The sequence below is a fragment of the Lysobacter yananisis genome (assembly GCF_031199375.1).
Taxonomy (GTDB): Bacteria; Pseudomonadota; Gammaproteobacteria; order Xanthomonadales; family Xanthomonadaceae; genus Lysobacter; species Lysobacter yananisis.
In genome coordinates, this window is sequence record NZ_CP133568.1 from 3,960,777 (window position 1) to 3,979,995 (window position 19,219).

17 protein-coding genes and 3 tRNA genes are annotated in these 19,219 nt (G+C 70.0%); 10 read left to right on the forward strand and 10 right to left on the reverse strand.

Annotated elements, in window-relative coordinates:
- Positions 1 to 13: 13 nt before the first annotated feature.
- The 10 genes from lexA to RDV84_RS16580 all read left to right on the forward strand — a co-directional run bounded on the left by lexA (position 14) and on the right by RDV84_RS16580 (position 7,071).
- Complete coding sequence (lexA, locus tag RDV84_RS16540) at positions 14 to 676, forward strand: transcriptional repressor LexA (protein WP_057948122.1); 663 nt, start codon at positions 14 to 16, stop codon at positions 674 to 676.
- On the forward strand, positions 673 to 909 hold the full coding sequence (locus RDV84_RS16545) for a hypothetical protein (RefSeq protein ID WP_057948121.1): 237 nt from the start codon (positions 673 to 675) through the stop codon (positions 907 to 909). Before lexA ends, RDV84_RS16545 begins: the two co-directional genes overlap by 4 nt.
- A gap of 36 nt (positions 910 to 945) precedes the next feature.
- Complete coding sequence (gene recA, locus RDV84_RS16550) at positions 946 to 1,971, forward strand: recombinase RecA (RefSeq protein ID WP_057948120.1); 1,026 nt, start codon at positions 946 to 948, stop codon at positions 1,969 to 1,971.
- Positions 1,972 to 2,480: 509 nt separating this feature from the next.
- The gene (recX, locus tag RDV84_RS16555; RefSeq protein ID WP_057950167.1) at positions 2,481 to 2,981 is read left to right on the forward strand and encodes a recombination regulator RecX; all 501 of its coding nucleotides are present in this window, start codon (positions 2,481 to 2,483) and stop codon (positions 2,979 to 2,981) included.
- Between the two features lie 114 nt (positions 2,982 to 3,095).
- The gene (gene alaS, locus RDV84_RS16560; protein WP_425606243.1) at positions 3,096 to 5,780 is read left to right on the forward strand and encodes an alanine--tRNA ligase; all 2,685 of its coding nucleotides are present in this window, start codon (positions 3,096 to 3,098) and stop codon (positions 5,778 to 5,780) included.
- A gap of 144 nt (positions 5,781 to 5,924) precedes the next feature.
- Entirely contained in the window at positions 5,925 to 6,128 is a 204-nt protein-coding gene (gene csrA / locus RDV84_RS16565; protein WP_057948118.1) for a carbon storage regulator CsrA, read from the forward strand.
- Between the two features lie 100 nt (positions 6,129 to 6,228).
- Positions 6,229 to 6,321, forward strand: a tRNA-Ser gene (locus tag RDV84_RS16570).
- A 129-nt stretch (positions 6,322 to 6,450) separates the two neighbouring features.
- Positions 6,451 to 6,527, forward strand: a tRNA-Arg gene (locus RDV84_RS16575).
- A 268-nt stretch (positions 6,528 to 6,795) separates the two neighbouring features.
- On the forward strand, positions 6,796 to 6,984 hold the full coding sequence (locus RDV84_RS27380; RefSeq protein WP_486624543.1) for a DUF6053 domain-containing protein: 189 nt from the start codon (positions 6,796 to 6,798) through the stop codon (positions 6,982 to 6,984).
- 10 nt (positions 6,985 to 6,994) lie between these two features.
- Positions 6,995 to 7,071 (forward strand) — tRNA-Arg (locus tag RDV84_RS16580).
- Positions 7,072 to 7,771: 700 nt separating this feature from the next.
- Here RDV84_RS16580 and RDV84_RS16585 read toward each other — a convergent pair.
- From RDV84_RS16585 to thiD, 10 genes are all read right to left on the reverse strand, one after another.
- On the reverse strand, positions 7,772 to 8,503 hold the full coding sequence (locus RDV84_RS16585) for a response regulator (RefSeq protein WP_057948117.1): 732 nt from the start codon (positions 8,501 to 8,503) through the stop codon (positions 7,772 to 7,774).
- A complete protein-coding gene (locus RDV84_RS16590; RefSeq protein ID WP_057948116.1) occupies positions 8,500 to 11,220 on the reverse strand; it encodes a sensor histidine kinase in 2,721 nt (906 codons plus the stop codon). Before RDV84_RS16590 ends, RDV84_RS16585 begins: the two co-directional genes overlap by 4 nt.
- Positions 11,221 to 11,401: 181 nt before the next feature.
- Positions 11,402 to 11,629: a hypothetical protein gene (locus RDV84_RS16595; RefSeq protein ID WP_309150957.1), complete on the reverse strand. Its 228-nt coding sequence runs from the start codon at positions 11,627 to 11,629 to the stop codon at positions 11,402 to 11,404.
- 192 nt (positions 11,630 to 11,821) lie between these two features.
- The gene (gene kdpC, locus RDV84_RS16600) at positions 11,822 to 12,421 is read right to left on the reverse strand and encodes a potassium-transporting ATPase subunit KdpC (protein ID WP_309150958.1); all 600 of its coding nucleotides are present in this window, start codon (positions 12,419 to 12,421) and stop codon (positions 11,822 to 11,824) included.
- 77 nt (positions 12,422 to 12,498) lie between these two features.
- The gene (gene kdpB / locus RDV84_RS16605) at positions 12,499 to 14,562 is read right to left on the reverse strand and encodes a potassium-transporting ATPase subunit KdpB (RefSeq protein ID WP_309150959.1); all 2,064 of its coding nucleotides are present in this window, start codon (positions 14,560 to 14,562) and stop codon (positions 12,499 to 12,501) included.
- 11 nt (positions 14,563 to 14,573) lie between these two features.
- Positions 14,574 to 16,292: a potassium-transporting ATPase subunit KdpA gene (gene kdpA / locus RDV84_RS16610; RefSeq protein ID WP_309153744.1), complete on the reverse strand. Its 1,719-nt coding sequence runs from the start codon at positions 16,290 to 16,292 to the stop codon at positions 14,574 to 14,576.
- A 132-nt stretch (positions 16,293 to 16,424) separates the two neighbouring features.
- On the reverse strand, positions 16,425 to 16,517 hold the full coding sequence (locus RDV84_RS16615) for a potassium-transporting ATPase subunit F (RefSeq protein WP_057948112.1): 93 nt from the start codon (positions 16,515 to 16,517) through the stop codon (positions 16,425 to 16,427).
- Positions 16,518 to 16,531: 14 nt separating this feature from the next.
- Positions 16,532 to 17,278, reverse strand: coding sequence for a TorF family putative porin (locus RDV84_RS16620; protein WP_309150960.1), 747 nt, complete (start codon positions 17,276 to 17,278; stop codon positions 16,532 to 16,534).
- A gap of 242 nt (positions 17,279 to 17,520) precedes the next feature.
- Positions 17,521 to 18,378: an alpha/beta hydrolase family protein gene (locus RDV84_RS16625; RefSeq protein ID WP_309150961.1), complete on the reverse strand. Its 858-nt coding sequence runs from the start codon at positions 18,376 to 18,378 to the stop codon at positions 17,521 to 17,523.
- Positions 18,371 to 19,195, reverse strand: a complete 825-nt coding sequence (gene thiD / locus RDV84_RS16630) for a bifunctional hydroxymethylpyrimidine kinase/phosphomethylpyrimidine kinase (protein WP_250449756.1) — start codon at positions 19,193 to 19,195, stop codon at positions 18,371 to 18,373. Before thiD ends, RDV84_RS16625 begins: the two co-directional genes overlap by 8 nt.
- Positions 19,196 to 19,219 lie beyond the last annotated feature (24 nt).

Consider the following 19,219-nt stretch of genomic DNA (forward strand, 5'->3'; position numbering starts at 1 on the left):
AATACTACTAACCATGAGCCTGACCGACACCCAGCAAGCCATCCTCGCGCTGATCGCGGAACGGATCGACGCCGAGGGTTTCCCGCCGTCGCAGACGGAGATCGCGCGCGCCTTCGGTTTCAAGGGCGTGCGCGCCGCGCAGTACCACCTCGAGGCGCTCGAGGCGGCCGGCGCGATCGAGCGCCTGCCGGGACGCGCGCGCGGCATCCGCGTGCTGCAGCCGCCGCCGCAGGCGCAGCGCGAGCTCGGCCTGGTCGCCGCGCCGGCGCAGTCTTTCGACGAGGACGCGCTGCGCCTGCCGGTGCTCGGCCGGGTCGCGGCCGGCGCGCCGATCGGTTCGGCCGCCGGCATCGAGCCCGACAACTACGTCCTGCTCGACCGCAACATGTTCTTCCCGTCGCCCGATTACCTGCTCAAGGTCAAGGGCGACTCGATGCGCGACGAGGGCATCTTCGACGGCGACCTGATCGGCGTGCACCGCACCCGCGACGCGCGTTCGGGCCAGATCGTGGTCGCGCGCATCGACGACGAGATCACCGTCAAGCTGCTGAAGATCGGCAAGGACCGCATCCGCCTGCTGCCGCGCAATCCCGATTACGCGCCGATCGAAGTCCAGCCCGACCAGGACTTCGCCATCGAAGGCCTGTATTGCGGCCTGGTCCGGCCCAACCGTTGAATCCCGCGATGGCCTGCGTCCGCCTCTACGACCGCCGCGGCTTCGCCCGCGAATGCGCCGCGGTGCCGGCCGCCGAAGCCGCGCTGCGCGGCCTCGGCGAGACGATTTCCGCCGCGCTGGCGCGGGAAAATCCGACCCCCGCGCCGGCAACCGCCCGGCAGCGCACGGCCGCTTCGACGGATAATTTGGCTCTCGGCGCCACGATCTCAGCCTCTGCGATACGCGCCCTCTAACGTATCCCCACCACGACAGACTTAAGGAACACAGCGATGGACGAGAACAAGAAGCGCGCGCTTGCGGCCGCCCTGGGCCAGATCGAGAAGCAATTCGGCAAGGGCTCGGTGATGCGCATGGGCGACCGCGCGGTCGAAGCCGCCGAGGTCATCGGCACCGGCTCGCTGATGCTCGACATCGCGCTCGGCATCGGCGGCCTGCCCAAGGGCCGCGTGGTCGAGATCTACGGCCCGGAATCCTCGGGCAAGACCACCCTGACCCTGCAGGCCATCGCCCAGTGCCAGAAGAACGGCGGCACCGCCGCCTTCATCGACGCCGAGCACGCGCTCGACCCGATCTACGCCGCCAAGCTCGGCGTCAACATCGACGACCTGCTGGTCTCGCAGCCCGACACCGGCGAACAGGCGCTGGAAATCGCCGACATGCTGGTGCGCTCGGCCGCGGTCGACATGGTCGTGGTCGACTCGGTCGCCGCGCTGACGCCGAAGGCCGAAATCGAAGGCGAGATGGGCGACCAGCTGCCGGGCCTGCAGGCCCGCCTGATGTCGCAGGCGCTGCGCAAGCTCACCGGCAACATCAAGCGCTCCAACGTGCTGGTGATCTTCATCAATCAGCTGCGCATGAAGATCGGCGTGATGATGCCGGGCCAGAGCCCGGAAACCACCACCGGCGGCAACGCGCTGAAGTTCTACGCCTCGGTGCGCCTGGACATCCGCCGCATCGGCGCGATCAAGAAGGGCGACGAGATCATCGGCAACCAGACCAAGATCAAGGTCGTCAAGAACAAGATGGCGCCGCCGTTCAAGCAGATCGTCACCGAGATCCTCTACGGCGAAGGCATCTCGCGCGAAGGCGAACTGATCGACATGGGCGTGGAAGCCAAGCTGGTCGAGAAGTCGGGCGCCTGGTACAGCTGCGACGGCGAGCGCATCGGCCAGGGCAAGGAAAACGCCCGCCAGTACCTCAAGGAAAACCCCGAAATGGCCCAGCGCCTGGAAGCCAATCTGCGCGAGAAGTTCGTGCCGGCCGAGGCTTCGCGCGAAGAGGCCGCCGAGGACTGATCCTCGCCGGTCCTTAGCCCATCGTCTTTGCAATGAGTTCCGATCGGGATGACGGACGGCGCCATGGTGGTGGCGCCGGCAGCACGGCCGGGCAGGGTGGTGAGCCCTCGCCCGGCCGTGGAGCGACGAGTCTGAACGACCTGCGCGCGCGCATGCGTGCGATCGAAAGCGGGAGCCGGTCCGCGGATGCGGACCGGCCGTCCCGCGCATCATTGTTTTCCGACACCGACACCGACACCGGGCCGCAGCCCGAACCGCGTACAAGACCGGGCCAACAGGTTTCATCTGCAACCGATGCAGCCGCCCGCGTCCATGCGGGCCTGTCCGCAGCGGCGCAACGCCGCCCAAGCGAGCGTCACGCTACGGACGACCGCAACGCCGCGGCCGAACCCCCGGCACCGGCACCCGCAACCGCCAACGCCGCCGCCGACTCCGCCGCCGGCCCGCTCTTCGCGCATTCCACGTCCGACGCCACGTTCGAACACCCGTTTGCCGACGGCGACGGCCACCTGTTCGACCAAAGTACTAGCGGCCCCTCGCGCCGCGAGCGCCGCCGCGCTGCGCGCGAACAGAGCCCGACCCAGCGCGCGCTCGGCCTGCTGGTCCGGCGCGAGCATTCGCGCAAGGAATTGACCCGGAAACTGACCTCGCGCGGGCTAGACCGCGAGCAGGTCGTGGACGCGGTGGACCGCCTCGCCGACGCCGGCTGGCAGGACGACACCCGCTTCGCCGAGACCCTGGTCCGCAGCCGCGCCAACAACGGCTACGGCCCGGTCCACATCCGCGCCGAACTGGGCACCCACGGCCTCGACGGCGAAGCCATTGCCGCGGCCATGGCGACCTTCGAAGGCGACTGGCTGGAGAACGCCCGCGACCTGCTCCGGCGCCGCTTCGGCGAGGCCTATGCGCAGGACCCGGCGCGGCGCCGCAAGGCCGCCGATTTGCTTATGCGGCGGGGGTTCGAGATGGAAACCATTCGCATCGCCAGCCGTTCGTACGTATCGGACTGAACGTTCAGGCACTTTTCCTGCGAGGCCTTGCGCACAAGGGCCTCCGGCCTGCTAGGCTACGCGGCTTTCGGGTCCCGGGTTGCCTGTTCCAGTCGATGCCCCCATCGTGGTGGCATGGGTTCGGTCGAGCGCTCCGCTCCCGACCAGGCGAATCTTCCCCCAGGCATGAAAACGACCACCGAAATCCGCAGCGATTTCCTCGAGTTCTTTCGGGGCAAAGGCCACACCATCGTGCCGTCGGCGCCGCTGGTGCCGGCCAACGACCCGACCCTGCTGTTCACCAACTCGGGCATGGTGCAGTTCAAGAACGTGTTCCTCGGCAGCGAGAAGCCGGGCTACGTGCGCGCGGCCGACGTGCAGCGCTGCCTGCGCGCCGGCGGCAAGCACAACGACCTCGACCAGGTCGGCTACACCGCGCGCCACCACACCTTCTTCGAGATGCTCGGCAACTGGTCGTTCGGCGACTACTTCAAGGCCGACGCGATCGCCTGGGCCTGGGAGCTGCTGACCGGCGTGTGGAAGCTGCCGGCCGAGCGCCTGCTGGTCACGGTCTACCACACCGACGACGAAGCCTACGACCTGTGGCACAAGAAGATCGGCATTCCAGCCGAGCGGATCGTGCGCATCGGCGACAACAAGGGCGCGCCGTTCGCTTCGGACAATTTCTGGCAGATGGCCGACACCGGTCCCTGCGGTCCGTGCACCGAGATCTTCTACGACCACGGCGCGCACATCGCCGGCGGCCCGCCGGGCTCGCCCGACGAGGACGGCGACCGTTTCATCGAGATCTGGAACCTGGTGTTCATGCAGTTCGACCGCCAGCCCGACGGCACGCTGCTGCCGCTGCCGGCGCCGTGCGTCGACACCGGCATGGGCCTGGAGCGTCTGGCGGCGGTGCTGCAGGGCGTGCACGGCAACTACGAGATCGACCTGTTCCGCCACCTGATCGCGGCCGCGGCGCAAGCCACCGGCACCGCCGATCTGGAGAACAAGTCGCTGCGGGTGATCGCCGATCACATCCGCGCCTGTTCGTTCCTGATCGTTGACGGCGTGCTGCCGTCCAACGACGGCCGCGGCTACGTGCTGCGCCGGATCATCCGCCGCGCCCTGCGTCACGGCTGGATGCTCGGCCAGAAGGGCCCGTTCTTCCATAAGCTGGTGCCGGCGCTGGTCGAAGTGATGGGCGATGCCTATCCCGAGCTGGCCGCCAAGGCCGGGTTCGTCGCCGCCGCGCTGGCCGCCGAGGAAGAGCGCTTCGCCGCGACCCTCGACTCGGGCATGCGTATCTTCGACGAGATCGCGGCGCGCTCGAGCGGCGTCATCGCCGGCGCCGACGCGTTCAAGCTCTACGACACCTATGGCTTCCCGGCCGACCTCACCGGCGACATCGCGCGCGAGCGCGGCCTGTCGGTGGACATGGCCGGGTTCGAAGCCGAGATGGAAAAGCAGCGCGAGATCGCGCGCCAGTCCGGCAAGTTCGGCAACAAGACCGCGATGCCGGCCGAAGTCGCCGCGCGCCTGGCGCCGACCGAATTCCTCGGCTACGACCGCCTGGTCGAAGGAGAGCTGCAAGTCGTCGCGCTGCTGCGCGACGGCGTCGCGGTCGACGAGCTGCGCATCGGCGACGAAGGCGCGGTGATCCTCGATCGCACCCCGTTCTACGCCGAAAGCGGCGGCCAGGTCGGCGACACCGGCACGCTGCAAGCGTCCGGCGCATCGTTCCAGGTCGCCGACACCCTGAAGTTCGCCGGCCAGTTCCACGGCCACGTCGGCGTGCTGACCGACGGCAGCCTCAAGGTCGGCGACCGCGTGAGCGGCGCCGTCGACGCCGGCCGCCGCGCCGCGACCGTGCTCAACCACTCGGCGACCCATCTGCTGCACGCGGCCCTGCGCCGCCTGCTCGGCGACCACGTCACCCAGAAGGGCTCGCTGGTCGCGCCGGATCGCCTGCGTTTCGATTTCTCGCACTTCAACCCGCTGACCGACGCCGAACTCGCGCAGATCGAGCGCCAGGTCAACCGCGATGTGCGCGGCAACTACGAGGCCGAAGTCCGCCAGATGGGCATGCAGGAAGCCCTGGACTTCGGCGCCATGGCGCTGTTCGGCGAGAAGTACGGCGACCGCGTGCGCGTGCTGCGCATGGGCGAGGCCTCGACCGAGCTGTGCGGCGGCACCCACGTGTCGCGCACCGGCGACATCGGCCTGTTCAAGATCGTCGCCGAAGGCGGCGTCCAGGCCGGCGTGCGCCGGATCGAGGCGGTGACCGGGCAGGGCGCGCTGGACTACGTGGCCGAAGAGGAAGCGCGCCTGGAGCAGGCCGCGCGCCTGCTCGGCGGCAACCCGGCCGACGTCGCCGACAAACTGCGCGCGTTGCTGGACCGGCAGAAGAAGCTCGAGCGCGAGCTCGAATCGATCAAGGCCAAGGCCGCCTCCGGCGCCGCGGCCGACCTGGCCGCCTCGGCGGCGCAGATCGGTCCGGTCAAGGTCGTGGCCACCCGGCTGGAAGGTTTCGACGCCAAGGCGCTGCGCGAGGCGGTCGACCGCCTCAAGCAACAGCTTGGCGATGCGGTGATCGTGCTGGCGGGCGCCAGCGACGGTAAGGCGGCCTTGGTCGCCGGAGTGAACGGAAGCGCGGCTGGCAAGGTCAAGGCGGGAGAACTTCTCTCGCACGTGGCCGGTCAGATCAACGGTAAAGGCGGCGGCCGACCGGACATGGCTCAGGGCGGCGGCGACGACGGCCCGGCCCTGACCCAGGCTCTTGCGGGCGTCGCGCGATGGGTTGAGAGTAAGCTTGTCTGAATGGCGAACAGTGACTGCTATCGCTTGCGACCGGGTTTGACCGGTCGCTAAGATGGTTCACGTTTGTGTACAAATTGAAGCATTCTTCCACATGGAAAGAATGCCAACGCCGGTGCCCCGGGTGCCGGCTCGAGGAGGTTTTCAATGCTGATCCTGACGCGTCGCGTCGGCGAAACCCTGATGATCGGCGACTCGGTGACGGTCACCGTGCTCGGCGTCAAGGGCAACCAGGTGCGTATCGGTATTACCGCACCGAAAGATGTCGCGGTACATCGCGAGGAGATTTACCAGCGCATTCAGCGCGGCGAGGATGCGTCGGACGATTCGGGCAAACACACGGGCGGCTGAGGAACAGGTCGCCTGAGAACATCGCCGCGAATGTTGCGGCGGATGTTGCTGTAAATCGGGCGAGCCGTTATGATTGCCGCCCGCATCGCTTGATAGATGCGGAGAGTTGCCCGAGTGGCCGAAGGGGCTCCCCTGCTAAGGGAGTATAGGGTCAAAAACTCTATCGAGGGTTCGAATCCCTCACTCTCCGCCAGTTGTACCGAAGCCGCCTTCGGCGGCTTTTCTTTCGCCGCACCGGCCCTGCGACACGGCCGGTACGACGAAGGGGTTTCACCGGAAATGTTGACGGAAAGTCGTTTGTCCGTCATACTTTTCCAACTAAGCGCCCGTAGCTCAGCTGGATAGAGCACCAGGCTACGAACTTGGGGGTCGGAGGTTCGAATCCTTCCGGGCGCGCCATATTGGAAAGCCGGCAATCGCGAGATTGCCGGCTTTTTCTTTTGCCCGGGTTTTTGCTCGGCGCCGCCGCGAATCGCGTCCGGTTTCGCAGGTCGGCGCGCGCGCGGAGTTGGTGATTTCGTGTGGCGAGCCGCCGAGGCATCGAGCAACGAACAAACGAACAAACGAATTTGCGAAGCGACGAAGCCCCGTGGCATCGAAGCGCTCGAGCCTCGCCGTGCATTGCGGCAGCTTCGCTGCGTGCTCGCGACCGAAGCGACGCGACGGCGTGGGAGGGCCTTCAGGCCCGACGCTCTGCGATCAGATCGCCGTCGCCGAAATGCAGCGCCGCAAGCGCATGCGCAACCAAGCCTGGTCGTCAGTCAATGCCTGCGCCGACGCGGTGTTTTCCCGATGTGTCGCGATATCGCTGCGACATCGCGATGACGCTTCCCGTCGCGCGAATAACACGTCATAATTGCACTCAGGCGCCCGTAGCTCAGCTGGATAGAGCACCAGGCTACGAACTTGGGGGTCGGAGGTTCGAATCCTTCCGGGCGCGCCAAATCGGAAAGCCGGCAATCGCGAGATTGCCGGCTTTTTCTTTGCGCGCGATCGCGTCCCGGCTTGGCCTGACGGTAGCAGCGGCGCAAGCCGCAACCGCGAAAGCGAAGCGGCGATGGACGCTGGAAGGCGATGGGCAATCCATTGCCGCATAAGACGCCTTCAGTGGCGCGGTTGTTCGTATTGGCGCGGTCGCGGCTTGCGCCGCTCCTACAGGGAGGCCATGCGGGAGCTGCGGGTCGTGTGGACAAGCCCGCGGCCCGCGCTTCGATGCGCGGCGTCGCGATTCGCTCGGTCGATTGCGTCGGCGCGGTCGCGGCTTGCGCCGCTCCTACAGGGAGGTCATGCGGGAGCTGCGGGTCGTGCGGCCAAGCCTGTGGCCCGCGCTTCGATCCGCGGCTTCGCGATTCGCTCAGTCGATTGCGTCGGCGCGGTCGCGGCTTGCGCCGCTCCTACAGGCAGTTCATCCGGCGCGCGCTGTCAGCGGGGCCGTTTCTGCATGGGCTACCTGTAGGAGCGGCGCAAGCCGCGACCGCGAACGCAACGTCGCGACGAATGTCCGCTGGTGCGGCCATGCAATGGTGCGGCCGTCATCGCTCCGGCCGCGCGATTTCGCGGCCTGCGCGGTTGTCGTGGCGGCGCGGTCGCGACTTGCGTCGCTGCTGCAGACGGATACGCAGCATCCGGGTCGGCATGCGATCTCAGCGCTTGTCGATGAAGCGCAGGCCCACGCCCGGTTCGGTGGCGATGTAGCGCGGCGCGGCAGCGTCGTCGCCGAGTTTGTGGCGCAGTTTGCCGACCAGGATGCGCAGGTAGTGGGTGTCTTCCTGGTGGGTCGGGCCCCACAGTTCGCGCAGCAACTGCGGTTGGGTCACCACCCGGCCGGCGTGCTGGAACAGCAGAGCCAGCAGCGCGTACTCCTTGCGCGCGAGCGTCACGGGTTCGCCGTCGAGCGCGACCTCGCGCCGGGCCAGGTCGATGCGCAGGCGGCCGTCGTCGAACACCGGCAGGGTCTCGCCCTGCGGGCCGTGCGCGCGCAGCAGGGCGCGCACGCGCGCCATCAGTTCCTGCACGCCGAAAGGCTTGGTCACGTAGTCGTTGGCGCCGCCGTCGAGCGCGGCGACTTTCTCGGCCTCGCTGGAACGCACGGTCAGCAGGATCACCGGCACGCCCGACCATTGCCGCAGCTCGCGCAGGACGTCGAAGCCGTCGCGGTCGGGCAGGCCGAGGTCGAGCACGACCAGGTCGGCGCCGCGCGTGGCCAGGCTCTCCAGCCCGGCGTTGCCGGTGTCGGCCAGTTCGACCGCGTAGCCCTGCGCGCGCAGGGCGATGTCGAGGAACTTGCGGATCTGCGGTTCGTCGTCGACCACCAGCACGCGCGCGGGCGGCGCGGCCTGCGGCGATGCGGCATGCGGGGCGTGGTCGTGGGTCATGGCGCGCGGGCGGCGTCGGGCCTGGGTTCGGGTTCGATGGGCGGCAGGGTAATGCGGATCGTGGTGCCGCGGCGACCCTGGTCGTCGGGTTGGCCGGGCAGGGCGACCACGCTGCCGCCGTGGGCGCCGATCATGCCCTGGCAGATCGCCAGGCCCAGGCCGGTGCCCTGGCGGCCGCGGTCGCCACGCTCGACGCTGTAGAACATGTCGAAGATGCGCGCGCGTTCGTCCTCGGGAATGCCGGGACCGCGGTCGCCGACGTCGATGCGCAACAGATGATCGGGGCCGCCGGGCTCGCCATCGACGCGGCGCGCGTCGATCGTCACCGCCGCGTCGGGCGGCGAGAACTTCACCGCGTTCTCGAGCACGTTGAACAGCGCCTGCTCGATCAGCGCCGGATGCACCCAGATCGGCCCCAGGCCCGGTTGCAGGCGGACCTCGAAGCGCGCCGCCGGCTCGTAGCGCTGCAGCCGCGTGACCGCCGAGCCGATCAGCTCGTCGACGCCGATCCAGTCGCGGTTGAGGGCGAGGCCGCCGTGGCCGAGCCGGGTCATGTCGAGCAGGTTCTGGATGTAGCGGTCGAGCCGCTCGCCCTCGATGCGGATGGTTTCGAGCAGGGCGTGGCGGTCCTCGCGCGGCATCGCCTCGGCGTAGTTGTCCAGGCTGCTGGCCGCGCCGATGATCGAGGCCAGCGGCGAGCGCAGGTCGTGCGAGACCGAGGACAGCAGCGCCGAGCGCAGGCGCTCGGTCTCGCCGCCGACGCGCGAGTCTTCCAGGTCGGCGACCAGGCGCGTGCGCAGCACCGCCTGGGCGATGTCGTCGGTCATCGCCTCGGCCAGACGGCGCTGTTCCGGCCCGAGCCGGGTCAGCGACGGCGGCAGGCGCAGGCCGACCAGCCCGGCCGCGGGTTTGTCGCCGGCGTCGCCGCTCAGCGGCAGCAGCCACCAATCCGAACCGGCGAGCGTGTCGGTGTAGCGCCCGGCCGGCTGGCGGTGCTTGAGCGCCCAGTCGGCGGCGGCGCGGTCCTTGTCGCTGAGTTCGGGCAGGTTCGGCCCGGCCAGCGGCGCGCCGCCGACGTAGACGAACACCTCCGCGCCGAGCGAGCGCTTGAGCGCGCGCTTGCCCGCGCGCACCACCTGGCCGGCGTCGGCGGCGGTGGCCAGCTCGCGGCCCAGCGTCTGCAGCTCGGTGGCGTGGGCGTTGGCCGCGCGCAACGCCACCACCTGCATGCGCAGCTTCGACGCCAGCCGTCCGGCGACCAGCGCCGCGACCAGGAACAAGGTCACCGTGGTCACGCCCTGGCGCGCGCCGATCAACAGGGTGTAGCGCGGTTCGATGAAGAAGAAGTTGTAGGCCAGGAAGCACAGCGCCGAGGCCAGCACCGCCGCGGTCATGCGGGTGCGCGCGGCGACCACGACCACCGCGACGATGAACACCAGCGACAGGTCGTCCAGGCCGATCCAGCGTTCGGCGAACCCGGCCAGCACCACCGCCATCGCCACCGCGAACACCGCCAGCGCCGCGTCGCTGCGGCTGAGCAGGCCGCGCAGGCGGCCGCCGTTCTCGCGCAGGCTGCGGCGCGCGCGGGCGCGCGCCTCGGGCGTGCTGACGATGGTCAGCTCGTAGTGCGCGCCGCGCTGGATCAGCTGCTGGGTGAGGGTGCGGTTGACCATGCGCGCCAGCGGCCGCTCGCGGGTGCGGCCGAGCACGATGGTCGACACGCCGGCGCGTTCGCCGTGATCGAGCAGGGCGTCGACGATGCTGTTGCCGTGCAGCACCACCGCCTCGCCGCCGAGCCGGCGGGCCAGGGCGAAAGCGCGGTCGAGTTCGCCCTGGCGCTGCGCGTCGGGCGCGCCGCCGGTCTGCACGGTGACCACCAGCCACGGCGCGTCGCGGCGTTCGGCCAGGCGCCGGGCCACGCGCACCAGGTATTCGGATTGGCCGAGGCCGTCGATCGCGACCATCACCGCGCGCCGCAACGGCACCCCGGGCAGGCCGCGCGCGGTCTGCGCCTCGCGCAGGTCGCTGTCGACGCGGTCGGCGGCGGTCTGCATCGCCAGTTCGCGCAGCGCGGTCAGGTTGGACGGCGAGAAGAACGCCTGCAGCGCGTGCGCGGCCTGTTCGGGCACGTAGACCTTGCCCTGCTGCAGGCGCTCGATCAGCTCGCGCGGCGGCAGGTCGACCAGGACGATGTCGCGCAGGCGGTCGAACAGCGCGTCGGGCACGGTCTCGCTGACGCGCACGCCGGTGATGCGGTGGACGACGTCGTTGAGGCTTTCCAGGTGCTGGATGTTGACCGTGGTGTAGACGTCGATGCCGGCGTCGAGCAGTTCCAGCACGTCCTGCCAGCGCCGCTCGTGGCGGCTGCCGGGGGCGTTGCGGTGGGCGAGTTCGTCGACCAGGGCGACCTGGGGCTTGCGCGCCAGCAGGGCGTCGAGGTCCATCTCGTCGAGCGTGCGGCCCTGGTAGTCGCTGCGCTTGCGCGGCAGCAGGTCGAGGCCGTCGACCAGGGCCGAGGTCTCGGCGCGGCCGTGGGTCTCGACGATGCCGACCACCACGTCGATCCCGCGGCGCTGCAGTTCGCGCGCGCGGCCGAGCATGGTGTAGGTCTTGCCGACGCCGGGCGCGGCGCCGAGGAAGATGGTGAGGCGACCGGCGCCCTGGCGTTGCAGTTCGCCCATCAGGGCATCGGCTTGGGCGCTGCGCGGGTCGCTCATCGGTCGGGGTCCTGCTCGGCGGCGCCGGGCGGGTAAGGGCCGGCGGCCGCCGCGGTCGCGCCGATGCGCAGATCGCATCGGCGCGGGGCTCGCGCGCAGCATGGTGCTTGCGGCTGCGGCGCGCAAGCCGGCACGGAGCGGATCGGGACGACGCCCGGATCCGGCCGCGTGGGCGCGGGCGTTACCGCGGGTTGCCCGGATTGGTCGGGTTGCAGCCGTTTTCCTGCCAGCAGGTCTTGTACATCGCCTGGCACAGGGTCGGGTTTTCGCCCGAGGCCAGGCAGCGGTCGCGTTCGATCCCGCATTCCACGCACGGATGCGCGGCGGCATAGGCGAAACCGGCGGCGAAGGTGGCGACGCCGGCCAACGCCAGCAGCATCTTCTTCTTTCCTTCGAACAAGCGCTTCATGTGCTTCTCTCCTTGGCGCCAGATCGTTCTGGCGATTCGAGCCTAGGAGGTCGCGGTCGCAGGGAGCGAATCGCGTTCGCAGTTCTACGGATCGCAACATTCGCGATTCTGACAGTTGTTTTCGCGCGCGGCGTGGGGCACGCGTCCGCATCGCCGCTGCGCGCGGATCGGCGCTGCGCTGCGCGCGCACGCTCAGCGCGCCGCATCCAGGGCGAGATTGAGCTTGAGCACGTTGACGCGCGGCTCGCCGAGCGCGCCGAACTGCGGCGCTTCGGTGTTGCTCGCGATCAGCGCCGCGACCCGGTCGGCGTCGAGCCCGCGCGCCTTGGCCACGCGCGCGGCCTGCACCTGCGCCGAGCGCGGCGAGATGTGCGGGTCGAGGCCGCCGCCGGACTGGGTCGCCAGTTCGGCCGGCACCTCGCTTTCGGCGATGCCTTCGCGCTGGGCGATGGCCGCGGTTTCCTCGGCCAGGCGCTTGCGCAGGTCGGGATTGCTGCGCGCCTGGTTGCTGCCGGACGCGGCCATCGGGTCGTACTTGGCCGCAGAGGGGCGCGGCTGGAAATAGCGGGCGTCGGCGAACGGCTGGGCGACCAGTTCCGAGCCGACGGCGCGGCCGTCGCGTTCGAGGATAGAACCGGTCGCCTGCGCCGGAAACGCGACCCGGCCGATGGCGGTGCCGGCCAGCGAGTAGGCCAGGCCGAAGCCGAGCAGGCAGACGGCGGCGTAGAGCGAAGGCGCGCGCAGGGACTGGCGGTCGTCGATGCTGGCGGCGCAAGTGGGTTGGGTGTTCATTGGGAGGTTCCTTTGTTCGCGAGGGCCGGGCCCTCGCCGCAACCCCTCTCCCGCAGGCGGAAGAGGGGCTTTCGGAGTCAGAAGATCGCCGACAGCGCCAGGTCGATCAGCTTGATCGCGGCGAACGGCAGCAGCACGCCGCCGAGGCCGTAGACCAGCATGTTCCGGCGCAGCAGCGCGACCGCGGTGGCCGGCTTGAAGCGCACGCCGGCCAGAGCCAGCGGGATCAGCGCGGGGATGATGATCGCGTTGAAGATCAGCGCCGCCAGCACCGCGTTGGTCGGGCTCGACAGGTGCATGACGTTGAGCGCGGCCATCTGCGGGATCGCCGCGGCGAACAGCGCCGGCAGGATCGCGAAGTACTTCGACACGTCGTTGGCCAGCGAGAACGTGGTCAGCGCGCCGCGGGTGATCAACTGTTGCTTGCCGACTTCGACCACCGCCAGCAGCTTGGCCGGATCCGAATCCAGGTCGACCATGTTGCCGGCTTCCTTGGCCGCCTGGGTGCCGGAGTTCATCGCCAGGCCGACGTCGGCCTGGGCCAGCGCCGGGGCGTCGTTGGTGCCGTCGCCGACCATCGCCACCAGCCGGCCGCCGGCCTGCTCGGCGCGGATGCGGGCGAGCTTGTCCTCGGGCCGGGCTTCGGCGATGTAGTCGTCCACGCCGGCTTCGGCAGCGATGGCGGCGGCGGTGAGCGGGTTGTCGCCGGTGATCATGACCGTGCGCACGCCCATCGCCCGCAGCCGCGCGAAGCGTTCCTTGACCCCGTGCTTGACCACGTCCGACAGTTCGACCACGCCCAGTACGTAGCGGCCTTCGGCCACCACCAGCGGGGTGGCGCCGCCGCGCGCGACCTGTTCGACGCGCGCGGCCAGTTCCGCGGGCACGTCGCCGCCGAGCGAGCGCACGTGGTTGCCGATGGCGTCGCCCGCGCCCTTGCGGATCGAACGCGCGCCGCCTTCGTGGTCGTCGGGCAGATCGACGCCGGACATGCGCGTCTGCGCGGTGAACTGCAGGTAGTCGGCGCGCTCGGGTTCGGCCACCGCGCTGTGCTGCTCGCGCGCCAGCCGCACGATCGACTTGCCTTCCGGAGTCGGATCGGCGAGCGAGGCGAGCAGGGCGGCGTCGCGCAGCTGCGAGCGGTCGATGCCGGCGAGCGGGTGGAACGCGGTGGCCTGGCGGTCGCCGTGGGTGATGGTGCCGGTCTTGTCGAGCAGCAGCACGTCGACGTCGCCGGCCACTTCCACCGCCTTGCCGGATTTCGCCAGCACGTTGGCCGACAGCGCGCGGTTCATGCCGGCGATGCCGATCGCCGGCAGCAGGCCGCCGATGGTGGTCGGGATCAGGCAGACCAGCAGCGCGATCAGCAGCAGCGGGTCGAGCTTGGCGCCGACGAAACCGGCGAAGAACGGCAGGGTCGCGACCACGATCAGGAACGTCAGCGTCATCGCCGCCAGCAGCATGGTCAGCGCGATCTCGTTCGGGGTCTTCTGCCGGTTGGCGCCTTCCACCAGCGCGATCATGCGGTCGAGGAAGCTCTGGCCGGGCTCGGCGCTGACTTCGACCACGATCTCGTCGGACAGCACCTTGGTGCCGCCGATCACGCCGGAACGGTCGGTGCCGGCCTCGCGCAGCACCGGCGCGGATTCGCCGGTGACCGCCGATTCGTTGATCGTGGCCAGGCCCTTGACGATTTCGCCGTCGGCCGGCACCAGTTCGCCGGCGGAGACGACGACCCGGTCGCCGGGCTTGAGCGTGGACGCGGCGACGCGGGTTTCGTTGCGGCCGAGCGTGTCGAGCTTGCGCGCCACCAGATCGCGGCGCGCCGCGCGCAGCGACGCTGCCTGGCCGCGGCCGCGCGCTTCGGCCACGGCTTCGGCGAAGTTGGCGAACAGGACGGTCACGAACAAGATCGCGGTGACCGCGGCGCCGAACGCGGCGTTGCCCGGGACGAAGATCGTGATCAGCGCCGACAGCGCGGTGCCGAGCAGGACCACGGCCATGATCGGGCTGCGGATCGCGTGGTGCGGGGCGAGCTTGACGAAGGATTCGCGGATCGCCGCGCGCAGGCCGGCGGCGTCGAGTCCGGCGACGGCGCCGCTGCGGCGCTGGGCGCCCAGATGTGCTTGGTTGTTGTTCATAAGGCTTTACCTCACAGCGCCTTGGTCGCGAGCGTCAGGTGGTCGGCGATCGGGCCGAGCACCAACGCGGGCATGAATTGCAGGACGGTCAGGATCGCGATCACCGCGATCAGCGTGAGCGCGAAGGTCGGGGTTTCCGCGTGCAGGGTGCCGCCGCTTTCCGGCGCCACCCGCTTGCGCGCGAGCAGGCCGGCGACGGCCAGCGGCACGATCAGCGCGGGATAGCGGCCCAGCGCCAGCACCGCGGCGCAGCTCAGGTTCCACCAGTAGGTCGCGTCGCCGAGTCCTTCGAAGCCCGAGCCGTTGTTGGCGAACGCCGAGGTGTACTCGTAGAACACCTGGCCGATGCCGTGGAAGCCCGGATTCGAGTTGCCGGTGATCGAGGGCAGGGCCAGGGTGATCGCGCTGAAGCCCAGCACCACCAGCGGTTGCAGCAGGATCAGCAGCGCCAGCAGTCGCACCTCGGGCGCTTCGATCTTGCGGCCGAACAATTCCGGCGTGCGTCCGGTCATCAGCCCGGCGAGGAACACCGACAGCAGCAGATACACCAGGAACTGCTGCAGGCCGCAGCCGATGCCGCCCCAGATCGCGTTGATCAGCATGTTGACCATCGCCATGCCGCCGGTCAGCGGCGCCAGCGAGTCGTGCATGGCGTTGACCGAGCCGTTGCTGCTCTGCGTGGTCAGCGCCGACCACAGCGCCGAGTCGCTGGCGCCGAAGCGGGTTTCCTTGCCTTCCATCAGCGCGGCGTCGGCGGTCGTGGCCGAATGCGCTTCCGACCACACCGACATGCCGGTGGAGACGGTGGACATCAGCAGCATGCTGCCGAACACCAGCGCGGTGAGTTTGCGCCGGCCGGTGAACGGGCCGACCATGAAGGTCACCGCGACCGGGATCAGGATCAGCGCCAGGGTTTCCAGCAGGTTCGACAACGGGGTCGGGTTCTCCAGCGCGACCGTGCTGTTGGGGCCGTACCAGCCGCCGCCGTTGGTGCCGAGCTGCTTGGCGGCGACCATGGCCGCGACAGGCCCGACCGGAATCTTCTGCTGTTTCAGCTCGGCGCTTTGGTCGAGCGGCGCAACGGTCGCGCCGCTTTGCAGCGTCGACGGCACGCCCTGCCAGGTCAGCAACGCCGCCCACAGCAGGCACAGCGGCAGCATGAAGCGCAGCGTGGCGCGGGTGACGTCGACCCAGTAGTTGCCGAGGTCGCGGGTTTCGCCCTCGTGCGCCGCGGCGCCGGGGTTGGCCATCGCCTGGCGGCCGCCGAACAGGCCGCGTAGGGTCGCCACGACGATGCCCAGGCCCATCATCGGCGTCGCCACCTGCAGGCCGACGATGCCGACCATCTGCGAGAGATAGCTCAGCTGCGCCTGGCCGGAGTAGTGCTGCTGGTTGGTGTTGGTGAGGAAGGACACCATGGTGTGCAGCGCGGTGTCCCAGCGCATGTTGGGCGCGGCGTCGGGGTTCAGCGGCAGCCAGGCCTGGGTCATGAACAACACCCAGACCAAGACGGCGAGCACGGCGTTGCTGAGCGCGAACGCCAGCGCATAACCGCGCCAGCTCATGCCGCGCGACGGATCGGTGCCGAGCGCGCGATAGATCGCGCGTTCCAGCGGCAGGAACAGCGGGTCCAGGCGCGAGCGGTCGCCGCGCATGACCCGGGCCAGGTAGTGGCCCAGCGGCCAGCCCAGGCCGATGGCGAGCGCGAAGACGAGGAAGATTTCGATCATGACGAACACCGGACGGTGGTGGGGCCGCATCCGCGCATCCGGCGCGGCAACGGCCTCGCGCGCATCCGCTCAAACGACGGATGCGCGCAAGAAAATGGAACCGCGGCGCGTTCCTCGCGCCGCGGGCGCGCCTCAGAAATCCTCGGGGCGCAGCACGACGTAGAGCAGGTACGCGGCGGCCACCAGGACCGAGATCGCGCACAGCATCGAGAGCCAGCCGGGCATGGTCGTATCTCCTGTCAGAAGGACGCCTGGAGGGCCGCTTCGATGCGCGAGCCGGCCAGGGAATCGCCGAAGATCCGCTCGGCGTTGCGGTCGGTGCCGTGCGCGGTCAGGCGCAGTTCGAACGGGCTCTTGAACGCCCAGATCGCGCTGAGCTGGCCGTGGGTGTAGCTGCGGCCGTAGACGTCGTCGAGGAAGTAATGGCCGAGCGCGGCTTCGAAACGCAGCGCGTCGTCGACCGGGAAGCGCGCGCCGACTTGCGAGTAGATCCCGCGGTCCTTGCTGCCGAGCGCTTGGTTGGAATACGCCAGCGACAGCCAGTAGTTGTCGCGGTAAGTGACCGTGCCGTTGAGCTCGGTCCAGTTCAGATCGACCGTGGTGGACGGATAGCGGTAATGCAGGACGTTGACGTCCAGCGCCCAGTCCGGCGCGATCTTGCCGGCCCAGCCGACGGTGAAGTCGAGCTCGCTGCTGGCGTGGGTGTCCGGCGCGAACTCGACGCCCGAGCCCCAGACCTGAGCGTAGAAACCGCTGCGATGGGCGGCTTTGACGCCGACCTGCGCGGTCGGGTCGCCCTGGGTCTGCGAGCTGCCGCGCCAGACGTAGTCGCTGGTGAGCGCGGCCGAGCCGCTGAGGGTGAAGGCGGGCGCCTGCTCGGCCCGCGCATCCGCGCCCAGCGCGAGCAGGCCGAGGCCGGCGCAGGCGGCCAGCAGCAACGGCGCGGCGGCTTCGCGGCGGCGGAACAGGTGATGCGACGACGACATGGAAGTATCCGGAAAGAAGCGAACGAGGCCGGTTCGGCCACGTGTTCATTCTCGGAAGGGCGGGCGTAAAGCCGCTATTTCGCGATCGGCGTCGCCGCGTAAATTCGGCGTAAAAGATCGGTCCGACAGCGTAAATGCCGGCAGCCATCCCTGTAGGAGCGGCGCGAGCCGCGACCGCGGGGCGGCCGGTTGCGTCGTATGTGCGGTTTCGCGGTCGCGGCGCGCGCCGCTCCTACAGGGCGCTAGCGCAGCAACGCGGCGACTACCGCATCCGGTTGCTTCATCCAGGCGAAATGATCGGCGCGAACGCCGAGCTCGCGCGCACCCAATTCGACGGCTTCGACCCGCGCCAGCGGCAACTTGCCGAGCAGGAAATCCTGCGACGCCCGCGGCACCAGCCAATCGTCGACCATGCGCACCGCGCGCGCGTCCACGCGCACCTGCGCCATGCCGGCTTCGATGTCCGCTTCGATCCCGCGCGCCGCGTACGTGCCGCTCAGCGCGGTGCGGCCCCAGTCGCGGATCAGGCTGCGCGCCTCGGTGCCGCCGAAGCCGATGCGGCGGCCGGGCAGGGTGCCGTTGACCTGCGCCAGCCACGGCAGGAAACGGTAGATCAGCGGCATCGCCAGGCGGCTCGGCAGCGGCCAGGTCGGCCAATACGGCGCGCCGCTGGCGGCCAGCCACAGCGATGTAGGCATCAGCGGGTCGCCGGCCAGCGCGGCCAGGCCCAGGCGCATGCACGCCATCTGCCCGCCGAGGCTGTGGCCGCCGACGATGCGGGGTACGCCCGGCAGCGCGGCGGCGGCTTCGGCGTCGCTGAGCGGCAGGTCGTCGAGCAACAGTTCGCGGTAGCCCCAATCGCAGGCGCGGCTGGCGCGCAGGCTGCTGCCGCCGTTGCCGCGCCACTCGTGCACGAACACCGCCACGCCGCGCGCGGCCAGCGCGTGCGCGAAGGGCTGGTAGTGGCGCGCGGCCACGCCCAGCGCCGGCAGCCACAGCAGGCTGGCGCTGGGGCGCGCCGGCAGCGCGCACAGCAGCGACCAGCGATGGCCGTCGGCGCCGGTCAGCGCGCGCGGCTCGATCCGCGCCGGCTCAGCCACGCGGCGCGGCGCCGAAATGATCGAGCACCAGCACCTCGCCGCGGCCGGGTTTGTAGCCCTGGCGCAGCGCGAGGTGGACGTAGTCGGCCGCGGCGATGCTGGCGTCTTCGAGCGAACGGCCCAGGCACAGATTCGCGGCGACCGCCGAGGCCAACGTGCAGCCGGTGCCGTGCGCGTCGACTTGCAGGCGCGGATGGGCGATCTCGCGCGGTGGGGCGCCGGGCACGGCGAACAGGTCGACCACGTCGCCGTCGCCGGGCAGGTGGCCGCCCTTGAGCAGGACCGCGCGCGCGCCGAGCGCGAACAGGCCGTCGAGCGCGGCGCGCATGGCGTCGCGGTCGGCGATCGGCGCGCCGATCAGCAGTTCGGCTTCGGGCAGGTTCGGCGTGACCACGCTGGCCAGCGGCAGCAGCCGCGTGCGCAGCGCGTCCAGCGCCGAGGGTTCGAGCAGGCGCGCGCCGGAGGTGGCGACCATCACCGGATCGAGCACCAGCCAGCGCGGCTTGTGCTGTTCCAGCGTGTCGGCCACGGCGTGGATGACGTCGGCGGTGGCGAGCATGCCGAGCTTGACCGCGCGCACCTCGAAGTCGTCGAAGCAGGCGTCGATCTGTGCGCGCAGGAAACCGACGTCGGGCACGTGCACCGCGGTCACCCCGCGGGTGTGCTGCGCGGTCAGCGCCGCCAGCGCGCTGAGGCCGTGCACGCGGTGCGCGGCGAAGGTCTTGAGGTCGGCCTGGATGCCGGCGCCGCCGCCGGAGTCGGAGCCGGCGATGGTCAGGGCGGAAACGATGGCGGCGGTGCGGGGAGTAGCGCTCATGGCGCAAGCGTAGCGAAAAGCGCC

Coding starts and splice junctions, on each gene's coding strand:
- kdpB (WP_309150959.1), bottom strand. CDS start 14,562: ATGAACAACAACCAAGCACATCTGGGCGCCCAGCGCCGCAGCGGCGCC.
- RDV84_RS16620 (WP_309150960.1), bottom strand. CDS start 17,278: ATGTCGTCGTCGCATCACCTGTTCCGCCGCCGCGAAGCCGCCGCGCCG.
- recA (WP_057948120.1), top strand. CDS start 946: ATGGACGAGAACAAGAAGCGCGCGCTTGCGGCCGCCCTGGGCCAGATC.
- alaS (WP_425606243.1), top strand. CDS start 3,096: ATGGGTTCGGTCGAGCGCTCCGCTCCCGACCAGGCGAATCTTCCCCCA.
- csrA (WP_057948118.1), top strand. CDS start 5,925: ATGCTGATCCTGACGCGTCGCGTCGGCGAAACCCTGATGATCGGCGAC.
- RDV84_RS16590 (WP_057948116.1), bottom strand. CDS start 11,220: ATGAGCGACCCGCGCAGCGCCCAAGCCGATGCCCTGATGGGCGAACTG.
- thiD (WP_250449756.1), bottom strand. CDS start 19,195: ATGAGCGCTACTCCCCGCACCGCCGCCATCGTTTCCGCCCTGACCATC.
- RDV84_RS16615 (WP_057948112.1), bottom strand. CDS start 16,517: ATGCCCGGCTGGCTCTCGATGCTGTGCGCGATCTCGGTCCTGGTGGCC.
- RDV84_RS16595 (WP_309150957.1), bottom strand. CDS start 11,629: ATGAAGCGCTTGTTCGAAGGAAAGAAGAAGATGCTGCTGGCGTTGGCC.
- kdpC (WP_309150958.1), bottom strand. CDS start 12,421: ATGAACACCCAACCCACTTGCGCCGCCAGCATCGACGACCGCCAGTCC.
- RDV84_RS16585 (WP_057948117.1), bottom strand. CDS start 8,503: ATGACCCACGACCACGCCCCGCATGCCGCATCGCCGCAGGCCGCGCCG.
- lexA (WP_057948122.1), top strand. CDS start 14: ATGAGCCTGACCGACACCCAGCAAGCCATCCTCGCGCTGATCGCGGAA.
- kdpA (WP_309153744.1), bottom strand. CDS start 16,292: ATGATCGAAATCTTCCTCGTCTTCGCGCTCGCCATCGGCCTGGGCTGG.